This is a genomic window from Cellulosimicrobium sp. E-16 (genome assembly GCF_049913115.1).
Lineage (GTDB): Bacteria > Actinomycetota > Actinomycetes > Actinomycetales > Cellulomonadaceae > Cellulosimicrobium.
The window spans coordinates 2,362,665-2,375,146 of the sequence record NZ_CP183974.1 but is presented as its reverse complement, the minus strand read 5'-3'; the positions used below and the strand labels follow the sequence as shown (position 1 = coordinate 2,375,146).

9 protein-coding genes are annotated in these 12,482 nt (G+C 76.0%); 7 read left to right on the top strand and 2 right to left on the bottom strand.

The window, feature by feature from the left end:
- Positions 1–31 precede the first annotated feature (31 nt).
- From tatC to ACN9MS_RS10550, 6 genes are all read left to right on the top strand, one after another.
- Complete coding sequence (gene tatC, locus ACN9MS_RS10575; RefSeq protein ID WP_053370848.1) at positions 32–775, top strand: twin-arginine translocase subunit TatC; 744 nt, start codon at positions 32–34, stop codon at positions 773–775.
- A gap of 43 nt (positions 776–818) precedes the next feature.
- A complete protein-coding gene (locus ACN9MS_RS10570; protein ID WP_426308588.1) occupies positions 819–1,931 on the top strand; it encodes a diacylglycerol/lipid kinase family protein in 1,113 nt (370 codons plus the stop codon).
- 117 nt (positions 1,932–2,048) lie between these two features.
- On the top strand, positions 2,049–5,039 hold the full coding sequence (locus ACN9MS_RS10565; RefSeq protein ID WP_426308587.1) for a DEAD/DEAH box helicase: 2,991 nt from the start codon (positions 2,049–2,051) through the stop codon (positions 5,037–5,039).
- A 126-nt stretch (positions 5,040–5,165) separates the two neighbouring features.
- Positions 5,166–6,806 carry an amidohydrolase gene (locus ACN9MS_RS10560; protein WP_426308586.1) on the top strand — a complete coding sequence of 547 codons (1,641 nt, stop codon included), beginning with the start codon at positions 5,166–5,168 and terminating at the stop codon, positions 6,804–6,806.
- Positions 6,807–7,082: 276 nt separating this feature from the next.
- A complete protein-coding gene (gene lnt, locus ACN9MS_RS10555; protein ID WP_426308585.1) occupies positions 7,083–8,825 on the top strand; it encodes an apolipoprotein N-acyltransferase in 1,743 nt (580 codons plus the stop codon).
- The gene (locus ACN9MS_RS10550) at positions 8,822–9,628 is read left to right on the top strand and encodes a polyprenol monophosphomannose synthase (RefSeq protein ID WP_426308584.1); all 807 of its coding nucleotides are present in this window, start codon (positions 8,822–8,824) and stop codon (positions 9,626–9,628) included. Before lnt ends, ACN9MS_RS10550 begins: the two co-directional genes overlap by 4 nt.
- Before the next feature lie 40 nt (positions 9,629–9,668).
- Here ACN9MS_RS10550 and ACN9MS_RS10545 read toward each other — a convergent pair whose 3' ends face one another.
- A complete protein-coding gene (locus ACN9MS_RS10545) occupies positions 9,669–10,472 on the bottom strand; it encodes an inositol monophosphatase family protein (protein ID WP_426308583.1) in 804 nt (267 codons plus the stop codon).
- A gap of 110 nt (positions 10,473–10,582) precedes the next feature.
- Complete coding sequence (locus ACN9MS_RS10540; protein ID WP_021483180.1) at positions 10,583–10,927, bottom strand: RNA polymerase-binding protein RbpA; 345 nt, start codon at positions 10,925–10,927, stop codon at positions 10,583–10,585.
- A gap of 365 nt (positions 10,928–11,292) precedes the next feature.
- On the opposite strand from ACN9MS_RS10540, the gene ACN9MS_RS10535 reads away from it, so the two are divergent.
- Entirely contained in the window at positions 11,293–12,480 is a 1,188-nt protein-coding gene (locus tag ACN9MS_RS10535; RefSeq protein ID WP_087472056.1) for an LLM class flavin-dependent oxidoreductase, read from the top strand.
- The last annotated feature ends 2 nt before the right edge of the window (positions 12,481–12,482 follow it).

Below are 12,482 nucleotides of genomic sequence, written 5' to 3'. Positions count from 1 at the left end.
GTCACGTACCTCCCGTGACCCCGAGGGGCGGATGCCGCTCCGCGAGCACCTCCTGGAGCTGCGCAAGCGTCTCTTCCTCGCCGCGTGCGGCCTCGTGGTCGGCGCGATCGTCGGATGGTTCCTCTACGAGCCGCTGCTCGAGGCGCTGCAGGCGCCGCTGCTCAAGGCGGCGGAGGAGCAGGGCAAGGTCATCAGCCTGAACTTCTCGGGCCTGGCCTCCGCGCTCGACATGAAGGTCAAGGTCTCCCTCTTCCTCGGCGTCATCGTGACGTGCCCGTGGTGGCTGTACCAGCTGTGGGCGTTCATCACCCCGGGTCTGACGACCCGGGAGAAGCGGTACGCGTTCGCGTTCCTCGGCGGGTCCGTCCCGCTGTTCCTCGGCGGCGCGTACCTCGCGTGGTGGGTCCTGCCCCACGCGGTCGACATCCTCGCCGGGTTCGTGCCCGACGGTGCGACCAACCTCGCCGACGCGCAGGGCTACCTGAGCTTCGTCATGCGCCTCGTGCTGGCGTTCGGTCTCGCGTTCGTGCTGCCCGTGGTGCTCGTCGCGCTCAACGCCGCCGGGCTCCTGCGCGCGTCCGCGATGGCCAAGGGCTGGCGCTGGGCGGTGCTCGTCGCGTTCGTGTTCGCCGCCGTCATGACCCCGACGCCCGACGCCCTGACGATGATCTTCGTGGCGCTGCCCATCTGCGGGCTCTACTTCGCCGCGCTCGGCATCAGCTACCTCCACGACCGGCGCGTCGACAAGCGCGACGCCGCACGGCTGGCTCTGTGAGCGCCACGCCCCGGCCGCGCCCCACCGGGCGCGGGGGCCGCGCATGAGCACGGTCGCGCTCGTCGTCAACCCGACGGCGGGGCGCGGGCGCGGTCGCACCGCGGGCGCGCGCACCGCCGAGGCGCTGCGCGCGGCCGGGCACGACGTCGTCGACCTCAGCGCCCCGAGCCTGCCCCTCGCCCAGGAGTCCGCCGACGCCGCCGTGCGCGGTCCGGTTGGCGACGGCGCGGGAGCACGGCCCGGGGTGGACGCGCTCGTCGTCGTCGGCGGGGACGGCATGGTGCACCTCGGCGTCAACGCGACCGCCGGGACCGGCGTCCCGCTCGGCATCGTCGCGGTCGGGACGGGCAACGACTTCGCGCACGGCCTCGGGCTGCCCACGACCCGCGCGGACCGGTGCGTGGACGCCCTCCTCGCCGCTCTCGGCACCGCCGAGAGCACCGTGTCCCCGGCGAGCGCGCTGCCGTCCGTGCGCGCGGTCGACGCCGCCCGCGTCACGGGCGAGCACCTGGTGGCGCCCCGCTGGTACGCGGGCGTGCTGTCCGCGGGCGTCGACGCGGCCGTCAACGCCCACGCGAACGCGGCCACGTGGCCGCGCGGGCGGTCGCGGTACGCGCGCTCGGCCCTCACGGAGATCACGCGGTACCGCCCGTACGGGTACCGGGTCATGCTGCGCGGCGTGCCGGCGGGGGACGAGCTGCCCGACCTGCTCGCCGGGGCGCCCCTCCTGCTCGACGGCGCCGCCCTCGGGACGAGCCCCGACGTCCCCGACGCGCAGGGCGGGCGGACCGTGGTGTGGGAGTCGCCGGGCGCGCTCGTGTCAGTCGCGAACGGGCCGCGCATCGGCGGCGGCATCCGGATCGCGCCGGGCGCGGCGCTCGACGACGGCCTGCTCGACGTCGTCGTCGCGGGTCCGTTCGGGCGCTGGGGCGCGGCGCGCATCTTCCCCGGCATGTACGCGGGGCGGCACCTGGCGAACCCCGGGGTGGGGACGCTGCGCGCGACGTCGGTGACGGTCGCGGCGACCGAGGCGGGCGCGGCCCCGCCGCACGCGTTCGCCGACGGGGAGCACCTCGGTCCCCTGCCGCTGCGGGTCGACGTGGTCCCGGGCGCGCTGCACGTCCTGGACGCCGCGGCGGGCCCGGCCGCGCGCTGACCGTCCGCCGACCGACCGACCGATCGTGGACGGCGCGCCGGTCGCGTGCCGGCGGCCCGCCGCGCCGAACCCCGCGCACCGACCGGCGACGTCGGCGCCGGACCGTAGGCTGGCACCATGACGGCCGCTGAATCGCCCGCCGCCCGTTACGCCGCGTCCCGGGCCCGCCAGGCGGCGTCCCGCACCCGGCTCGCGGAGTTCCGGCAGGTCCTCGACTTCCCCCTCGACGACTTCCAGGAGCGCGCGTGCGAGGCGCTCGAGGAGGGCCGTGGCGTGCTCGTGGCGGCCCCCACGGGCGCGGGCAAGACGGTCGTGGGCGAGTTCGCCGTCCACCTGGCCCTCGACGGCGGGCGCAAGGCGTTCTACACCACCCCGATCAAGGCGCTGTCCAACCAGAAGTACGGCGACCTCGTGCGCCGCTACGGCGCGGACTCGGTGGGCCTGCTCACCGGCGACACGACGATCAACGGGGAGGCGCCCGTCGTCGTGATGACGACCGAGGTGCTGCGCAACATGCTGTACGCGGGCTCGCGCACGCTGGAGGGCCTCGCGTTCGTCGTCATGGACGAGGTGCACTACCTCGCCGACCGGTTCCGCGGGCCGGTGTGGGAGGAGGTCATCATCCACCTGCCGGACGACGTGCAGCTCGTGTCCCTGTCCGCGACCGTGTCGAACGCGGAGGAGTTCGGGGACTGGCTAGAGATGGTGCGGGGCGACACGACGGTCGTCGTCAGCGAGCGCCGGCCCGTGCCGCTGTGGCAGCACGTGCTCGTCGCGTCGGCGAACCCGGCGACCGGGGTCGCGCACGCGGGCGGCGGGCGGGCGCTCGGCGCGGACCTGCTCGACCTGTACGCGGGGCACGTGGACCCGACGGACCCGGGCGTGAACCCCCCGATCAGCCCCGACCTGCTGGCCGCGTTCCGCGCGGCCCCGCGCACGAGCGCGTCGGGTCCGGGTGGGCGCCGCGGTCCCGGTGACCGCGGGTACCGGGGGCGGGGCGGGCGCCGCCCGGGCACCGACCGCGCCCTGGGGGCGCGGCGCACCCCGGCGCGGTTCGCCGTCGTGGACGCCCTCGACGCCGACGGGCTGCTGCCCGCGATCTACTTCATCTTCTCCCGCGCCGGGTGCGAGGGCGCCGTGCAGCAGTGCCTGGCCGCGGGGCTGCGCCTCACCTCGCCCGCGGAGGAGGCGGAGATCCGGCGCGTCGCCGAGGAGCGCACCGAGACTATCCCCGCCGAGGACCTGGACGTGCTCGGGTACTGGACGTGGACCGAGTCGCTCGCGCGCGGGATCGCGGCGCACCACGCCGGGATGCTGCCCGTGTTCAAGGAGACGGTCGAGGAGCTGTTCAGCCGCGGCCTCGTCAAGGTGGTGTTCGCGACCGAGACGCTCGCGCTCGGCATCAACATGCCCGCGCGGTCCGTCGCGCTGGAGAAGCTCGTCAAGTGGGACGGGACCGCGCACGTGGACGTCACGCCGGGGGAGTACACCCAGCTCACGGGGCGCGCGGGTCGGCGCGGCATCGACGTCGAGGGGCACGCCGTCGTCGTCGACCACGCGGGCCTCGACCCCGTGCACCTCGCGGGCCTGGCGTCCAAGCGCCTGTACCCGCTGCGCTCCAGCTTCCGGCCCACGTACAACATGGCGGTCAACCTCGTCGCGCAGGTCGGGCGGGACCGGGCGCGCGAGGTGCTGGAGACGTCGTTCGCCCAGTTCCAGGCGGACCGCGGCGTCGTCGGGCTCGCGAAGCAGGCGCAGGCGCACGCCGAGGCCCTCGACGGGTACGCCCAGGCCATGACGTGCGACCGCGGCGACTTCGCGCAGTACGCGGCGCTGCGGCGGCGCATCACCGCCCGCGAGGGCGACCTGTCGCGCGCCGCGAGCCGGTCGCGCCGCGCGGAGGTCGTGGCGGCGTTCGAGCGGCTGCGTCCCGGGGACGTGGTCGAGGTGCCGTCGGGGCGGCGCGCGGGCTACGTCGTCGTGCTCGACCCGGGGGAGGGCGCCGGGTTCGACGGGCCGCGCCCCACCGTGCTCACCCAGGACCGGCAGGTGAAGAGGCTCACCGTCGCCGACGCGCCCGGCGGCATCCGCACCGTCGCGAAGGTCCGGGTGCCCAAGTCGTTCAACCCGCGCGTCCCGGCGCAGCGGCGCGACCTCGCGTCCACGCTGCGCAACGCCCTCGGGGCGCTCGACGAGCCCGGCGCGCGCCCCGGGCGCACCACCCGCGCCCGGTCCGCCGCCGCGGACGACGCCGAGCTGTCGCGCCTGCGCGCGCAGCTGCGCGTCCACCCGTGCCACGACTGCCCCGACCGCGACGACCACGCGCGCTGGGCCGAGCGGTGGGCACGGCTCAAGAAGGAGCACGACCAGCTCGTGCGCCGCGTCGAGGGCCGCACCGGTTCCATCGCGCGCGTGTTCGACCGCATCTGCGACGTCCTGCTCACGCTCGGCTACCTCGCCCCGGGCGACGTCGCGGACGACCCGGTCGCCCCGCTGGAGGACGCCCTGGACGCGGAGGAGCCCGCGGGCGGGCCCCGTGACGACGGGGACGGCTCCGGCAGCGCGGGCGGACGGGCCGCGGACCGGGCCGGGCTGCGCGTCACGCGCGACGGGCAGTGGCTGCGGCGCCTGTACGCGGAGAACGACCTGCTGCTGGCCGAGTGCCTGCGCCGCGGCGTGTGGGAGGACCTCGACGCCCCCGCCCTCGCGGCGGTGGTGTCCACGTGCGTGTACGCGGGGCGGCGCGAGGACCACGGCGAGCCCGACGTCCCCGGCGGCCCCCACGGGAAGCTCGCCCGCGCGCTCGAGGCGACCACGCGCGTGTGGTCCGAGGTGGACGACCTCGAGGAGGCGCACGACATCGACGCGACCGGCGCCCTCGACGAGGGCCTCGTCACCGCCGTGCACCGGTGGGCCGTGGGCCGCAGCCTCGACGCCGTGCTGCGCGGCTCGGAGATCGCGGCCGGCGACTTCGTGCGCTGGTGCAAGCAGGTGATCGACGTCCTCGATCAGGTCGCGACCGCCGCGCCCACGCCCGCGGTGCGGCGCACCGCGCACCAGGCGATCGAGAAGCTGCGCCGCGGCGTCGTCGCGTACTCGAGCGTCTGACCCGACCGCGCAGGGCCCGTGGGAGCCGAGCGTGGCGGGTGACGTGCACGACACCCGGTCCCACCTGCGTGGACGCAGCGCCGGGAGGGTGAGGTTCGGGCGGTTGTGGCGGTATCGTGAAGGATTGTGGCCTCAATCCTGTACCGCGGCGGCGTGATCCACTCCCCGGCCGACCCGTTCGCGGAAGCACTCCTCGTCGACGACGGCGTGATCGCCTGGATCGGCGCCGACGACACGGCCGACGGGCTCGCCGCCCGCGCCGACCGCGTGATCGACCTCGACGGCGCGCTCGTCGCGCCCGGTTTCGTCGACGCGCACGTCCACCTGTTCGAGGTCGGGCTCGCCCTCGCGGGCGTCGACCTGTCCGCGAGCGCCGGCGTGACGACCCTCGCCGCCGCGCTCGAGGCGGTCGCGAAGGCCGCCGCGGTCGTCGGGGACGACGACGTCGTGCTCGCGTTCGGGTGGGACGAGCGGTCCTGGCCCGAGGGCCGCCCCCCGACGCGCGACGAGCTCGACGCGGCCGCGGGCGGGCGCGCGGTGTACGCGGCGCGCGTCGACGTGCACTCGGCCGTGGTCTCCACGACCCTCGCGCGGCGCTGCGCCCTGGAGGAGCGTCCCGGGTGGGACGAGTCCGGCTGGGTCACCGGGGAGGCGCACCACGTCGCCCGGGACGTGGCGCGGGACGTGTCGCCGGCGCGGCGCACCGACCTGTACCGGGCGGCGCTGCGTGCGGCGGCGGAGCAGGGGATCGTGTCGGTGCACGAGATGAGCGCACCGCACATCGACACGCGCGCCGGGCTGCGCGAGCTGCTCGCGCTCACGGGCGAGGCGTCCTCGGGGCTGGCGCACGTCGTCGGGTACCGGGGCGAGCTGTGCGCCACGGTCGACGACGCGCGCGAGCTCCTCGCGGACGTGCCGGGCCTGGCGGGCATCGCGGGCGACCTCAACGTGGACGGGTCGATCGGGTCGCGCACCGCGGCGATGCGGCTGCCCTACCAGGACGGCCCGGACCGCACCGACCGCGGGAGCCTCTACCTGAGCGCGGAGCAGATCGCGAACCACCTGTCCGCGGTCGGTGCGGCGGGCACGCAGGGCGGTTTCCACGTCATCGGGGACCGCGCGATGGACGAGCTCGTCCTCGGGCTGAAGGTCGCCGCGGAGGTCCACGGCCAGGGCGCGGTGCGCGCGGCGCGGCACCGGGTGGAGCACGCGCTGTTCGTGGACGCGTCGGCGCTGGCGTCCCTGCTGCTGTTCGGCGTGAGCCTGAGCATCCAGCCGGGGTTCGACGCGGCGTGGGGCGGCCCGCAGGGCATGTACGCGGCGCGCGTGGGCGCGACCCGGGCGGAGGGCCTGAGCCCGTTCGCGGACCTCGCGGGCGCGGGCGTCCCGCTCGCGTTCGGGTCGGACGCGCCGGTGACGCGGCTCGACCCGTGGGCGGGCGTGCTCGCGGCGATGTCGCACGTGGACCCGGACCAGCAGATCTCGGCGCGGGCCGCGTTCCGCGCGCACACGCGCGGCGGGTGGCGCATCGCGGGCCTGGACCACACGGGTGCCGGGCAGCTGCGCGTCGGTGCGCCCGCGCACCTGGCGGTGTGGCGGGGCGAGCACCTGGTCGTGCAGGGCGCGCTCGGGCGCACCACGTCGTCGTGGAGCACGGACGCGCGCGCCGGGCAGCCGCTGCTGCCGGAGCTCGGCCCCGACGTGCCGCGGCCCCGGTGCCTGCAGACCGTGCGCGACGGCGTCCCCCTCTTCGACACGTTCGTCTGACCGCTACCGCTTGACAGGGCCCTGAGCCGGAGTAGGTTCGACAGGGTGTTCCGGCCCCCGCGGCCGCAGGGGGTTCAGCCACCGACGACGACCCCTCGTCGTGCCGCGCCGGGTACCTGGCCGGGCCCGCGCGCTCAGTAGAAAACGTGCTCCGCCGGTGGCGGCGGCGTACGGGCCGAAGGGCGCGCGGGCCCGCACACACCCACCGCCGCGTTCACCCGCGCGGCCGCCGCCGCGGACCCCGGTCCGCGCAGGTGCGTGGCGTAGGGTGCACCCGTGCACGCCCCCGAGCCCACCGCCGCCCCGGCCGGGCGATCCCACCCCGCAGGACCGGACGCCTCCGCCCCGGACTCCGCGGCACCCGCGACCGGACCCGCGGAGACCGGTCCCGACGTCCCCGGCACGGCGGACGGGCGCACCCTGGCCGGGACGCCGTCGCGGCCGCTCACGCTGCTCCTTGCCCTCGCGGGCGGCCTGGTCACCGACGCGGCGTTCCCCGACCGCGGGTGGTGGCCCCTCGCCTTCGTCGGCGTCGCCGCGCTGTTCTGGGCGCTGCGCCGCGACGGCGCGCGGTGGGGCTTCCTCGTCGGTCTCGTGTGGGGTCTGGCGTTCTTCCTGCCGCACCTGTGGTGGGCCAACTACGCGACCGAGACCGTGCCGTGGGTCGCGCTGTCCGTCATGGAGGCGTGCTTCGTCGCCGTGCTCGGCGCCGCGTGGGTGTGGGCGCGGCGCTGGCCGTGGCTGGCAGGGAGCGCGTGGGCGCAGGCCGTCGGGTTCGCGCTGCTGTTCGTCGGCGTCGAGCAGGCGCGCACCGAGGTCCCGTTCGGGGGCTTCCCCTGGGGCCGGCTCGCGTTCTCCCAGGCGGACTCCCCGCTCGGGCGCGCCGCGTGGCTCGGGGGCGAGGTCCTCGTGTCCCTGCTCGTCGCGCTCGCCGGGTCGCTGCTCGCGGTCGCCGTGCTCGCGCTGGCGCACCGTCGCGACGTCGTGACGGGCGCCGTCGTCCCGGTCGCCGTGGCCGGGGCTCTCGTCGCGGCGCCCCTGCTCGTGCCGCTCGACACGCGCGCCGACGCGGGCACGCTCGCCGTCGGGGCCGTGCAGGGCAACGTGGGCGAGCCGGGCCTCGGGTCGTTCGCGAACCGGGCCGAGGTGCTCAACAACCACCTGCAGTGGACCGTCGCGCTGCTCGACCAGGTGGAGCCCGGCGACCTCGACGTCGTGCTGTGGCCCGAGAACGGGTCCGACCTCGACCCGCAGACCGCGCCCGACGTCGCGCGCGCCATCGACGACGCCGCGCGCGAGGTCGGCGCCCCGATCCTCGTCGGCGCCCAGGAGTACCCCGAGACCGGCGGCCGGTACAACGTGTCGCTGCTGTGGGAGCCCGGCGCGGGCGTCGTGGACCGGTACGCCAAGCAGCACCCCGCCCCGTTCGGCGAGTACATCCCGCTGCGGTCCCTGCTGCGGATCTTCTCCGACCAGGTCGACCGCGTGAGCATCGACATGATCCCCGGCACCGAGACCGGCGTCGTGGACCTCGCGTCCGAGCGCCTCGGCCGCACCGTGCCGCTCGGCGTCGTCATCTGCTTCGAGGTCGCCTACGACGGCCTGGTGAACGACGCCGTGGACGCGGGCGCCGAGGTGCTCGTCGTGCAGACCAACAACGCCTCCTTCGGGTACACCGCCGAGTCCACGCAGCAGCTCGCCATGTCGCGGCTGCGCGCCGTGTCGACCGGGCGCGCGACCGTGCAGGTCTCGACCGTCGGCGTGAGCGGCGTCATCGCCCCCGACGGCAGCCTCCTGCAGAGCACCGAGCTGTTCACCGCCGACCAGCTGGTCGCCGACCTGCCGCTGCGCACGAGCCTGACCCCGGCCGTGCAGGCGGGGGACTGGCCCGGGCGCGTCGTCGAGCTCCTCGCCCTCGGCCTCCTCGCGGCGGGGGTCGGGAGCGTCGTCCGCGAGCGCCGCGCGGACCGGGCGTTCGCGACGCCCGCCGCGGTCACGACCCGGGACGACGCGCGGTGAGCGAGCGCCCCGGGGAGCCCGCCGCGCCGGGCCGCGTGCTCGTCGTCGTGCCCACGTACGACGAGGCGCTGACCCTGCCGGGCACGCTCGCCCGCCTGCGCGCCGCGGTGCCCGACGCGGACGTCCTCGTCGTGGACGACGCGAGCCCGGACGGGACGGGTGACCTCGCCGACGCCGCGGCCGCCGCGGACCCGGGCGTGCACGTGCTGCACCGGGCGGGCAAGGAGGGCCTGGGCGCCGCGTACGTCGCGGGCTTCGGCTGGGGCCTGGACGCCGGGTACGACGTCCTGGTCGAGATGGACGCCGACGGCTCGCACCAGCCCGAGCAGCTGCCGTCCCTGCTCGCGGCGCTCGCCCCGGCGGGCGAGTCCGGGGACGGTGCGGGCGCGGACCTCGTCATCGGGTCGCGCTGGGTCCCGGGCGGACGGGTGGAGAACTGGCCGTGGCACCGCGAGGTGCTCTCCCGGGCGGGGAACGGGTACGTGCGCGTCGCGCTCGGGCTGGGCCTGGGGGACGCGACGGCGGGCTTCCGCGCGTACCGCGCCGACGCGCTGCGCGCCGTCGACCTCGCGAGCGTGGAGTCGCACGGCTACTGCTTCCAGGTGGACATGGCCTGGCGGGTCGCGCGCACCGGCGGGCGGGTGGTCGAGGTGCCGATCACGTTCGTCGAGCGCACGGCCGGCCGGTCGAAGATGAGCCGCGCGATCGTCACCGAGGCGCTGTGGAAGGTCACGGTGTGGGGTGCGCGGCGGCGCGCCGCCCAGCTCGCCGCCGCCGTGCGGGGCCGGGGGAGCCGGGCCTGAGGCCGGCGCGGTCGCGCACCGTCACGCGCCACGCCCGGGGTCAGGCCTGCTGGTCGCGGACCGCCCGGAGGAGCGCGGCGTGGGTGGTCGCGTCCGCGGCCGCGACGAGACCGCCCGCGCCGGAGTGCACGGGCCGGCCGTCGAGGTCGCTCACCGTGCAGCCCGCGGCGACGCACAGCGCGATGCCGGCGGCGAAGTGCACGCTGCCCTCCAGGTCGCCGTCGGTGACGTAGGCGGCTCGACGCCCGGCGGCGACCCAGGCGAGGGCCAGCGTCGTGGAGCCGACGCGCGGGCGGAACCGTGCCGTGAACGCGGTGCCGGTCAGCAGGCGCGCGGTGCGGAACGCCGGGGCGCGCGGGAAGGGCGGGTCGAGGTTGAGGTCGACCAGGCCCGGCCCCAGGGTCGGCACGAGCGGGCCGTCGCCCTCGGCCGTGCGCCGGGCCGCGCGGTCGCCGTCGCACCACAGCACCTCGTGCGCGAACGGGTCGGCCACGGCGGCGACGGTGGTGCGGCCGCGCACCTGCAGGGCGACGTTCACGGCGACGGCGGTGGTGCCCACGGCGTAGTTCAGCGTGCCGCACAGCGGGTCGACGAGCCAGCGTCGTGGTGCGTCGTGAGCTCCCGACCCTCCCGACTCCTCGCCGGTGACGGCGTCGTGCGGTCGCGCGGCGCGCAGCACGTCGAGCACCGCGCGCTCGGCGGCGAGGTCGGCGCTGGTCGCGAGGTCGCCGTCGGGCTTGGCGAACCGTTCCAGGTCCGTCCCGTGCTGCGCGCGCAGGACGTCGGCCGCGGCCGACGCCGCGGCGACGGCCACCTCGACGTCGGGGGTCGCGGGGGTGAGCACGGGGCGAGCGTAGCGGGGCGCGGTCGGTGCGGCGCTCCGCCGGTGACGCGCGAGAGGCCCGGACCCCACCTGGGGTCCGGGCCTCTCCGGTCGTCGGGCGACCGTGGGCGTCAGGCGCTGCGGCGCAGCTTGCCGGCGCGCAGGAGGCCGAGGCGCTCGTCGAGCAGCTCCTCGAGCTCGGAGATGGTGCGGCGCTCGAGGAGCATGTCCCAGTGGGTGCGGGCGGGCTTGCCGGCCTTGGGCTCGGGGCGCTCCGCGTCGCGCAGCAGCGCCTCGGCGCCGCAGCGGCACTCCCACACCGGGGGGACCTCGGCGTCGGTCGAGAACGGCAGGATGATGGTGTGCCCGTTGGGGCAGTCGTAGTGCGCCTGGAAGCGGGGGGCGAAGTCGACGCCCTCGTCCGACTCCATGCTCTTCGCACCGATGCTCATCCCGCGCAGCGAACGGTCGGCCATGGTGTCCTCCTGAGGGGTCTTCGGGGGTGGGTGGGCGCGCCCGGTGGGGTGCGGGCAGCGGCCCGGTCTACGAGAGGCAACGCCTCACCGTCGGTCGGTGTTCCGACGCGTCGTGAAGGTCCGGTGAACGTCGCGGGGTGTCCACGGCCTGGCGGTCCCCACGGCGTCGAGCCGGTCCGCCTCGGCGCGTCGCGGTCCCAGGCTCCCGGGTTTCGATGCCCGACGCAACTCGTCACGGCCGCCGCCGCCCGGACGTGCGCACGCTCACACCGGCACCGGAAGTGCCCGGGAACAAACCCGGGGGGTGCCGGGTTGAGCGGCATGTACATGCAAACGCATCGACCTAGGACTCACGGGAGCACACCATGCAGTTCGGCATCTTCACCGTCGGCGACGTCACGACGGACCCCACGACGGGCCGGACCCCCGACGACACCGAGCGCGTGCGCGCGATGCTGACCATCGCGAAGCACGCGGACGAGGCGGGCCTGGACGTCTTCGCCACGGGCGAGCACCACAACCCGCCGTTCGTCCCGTCCTCGCCGACGACCATGCTCGGCTACCTCGCCGGTGTGACGAAGAACATCGTCCTGTCGACGTCCACGACCCTCATCACGACGAACGACCCGGTGCGCCTCGCGGAGGAGTACGCGATGCTCCAGGTCATCTCCGACGGGCGCATGGACCTCATGATGGGGCGCGGCAACACCGGCCCGGTGTACCCGTGGTTCGGGCAGGACATCCGCAACGGCATCCCGCTCGCGATCGAGAACTACGCGCTGCTGCGGCGCCTGTGGACCGAGGACGTCGTGGACTGGGAGGGCAAGTTCCGCACCCCGCTCCAGGGCTTCACCTCCACGCCGCGCCCGCTGGACGGCGTGCCGCCGTTCGTGTGGCACGGGTCGATCCGCAGCCCCGAGATCGCCGAGCAGGCGGCCTACTACGGCGACGGGTTCTTCCACAACAACATCTTCTGGCCCATCAGCCACACGAAGCAGATGGTGCAGTTCTACCGTCAGCGCTGGGAGCACCACGGCCACGGCCCCGCGGACACCGCGATCGTCGGCCTCGGCGGCCAGGTGTTCCTGCGCAAGGACTCCCAGAAGGCGTGGGACGAGTTCCGCCCCTACTTCGACAACGCGCCCGTGTACGGGCACGGCCCGTCGATGGAGGACTTCACGCGCGAGACGCCGCTCACGGTCGGCTCCCCGCAGCAGGTGATCGACCGGTACGCCGCGATGCGCGAGCACGTGGGCGACTACCAGCGTCAGCTGTTCCTCATGGACCACGCCGGACTGCCGCTCAAGACGGTGCTCGAGCAGATCGACCTCCTCGCGGGCGAGGTCGTGCCCGTGCTCCGCAAGGAGATGGAGGCCGCGCGGCCCGCGCACGTGCCGGCGAACCCGCCGAGCCACGCCGAGCGCGTCGCCGCGGCCCGCGCCGCCGGGACCGAGGGCGCCGCGCACGTCGGCGGCACCGAGGACCGTTGGACCGGGCGCACCGCCGAGGACGACCAGGAGCCGGCGAAGGCCGGCGCCGCGTTCGGGCTGTGACC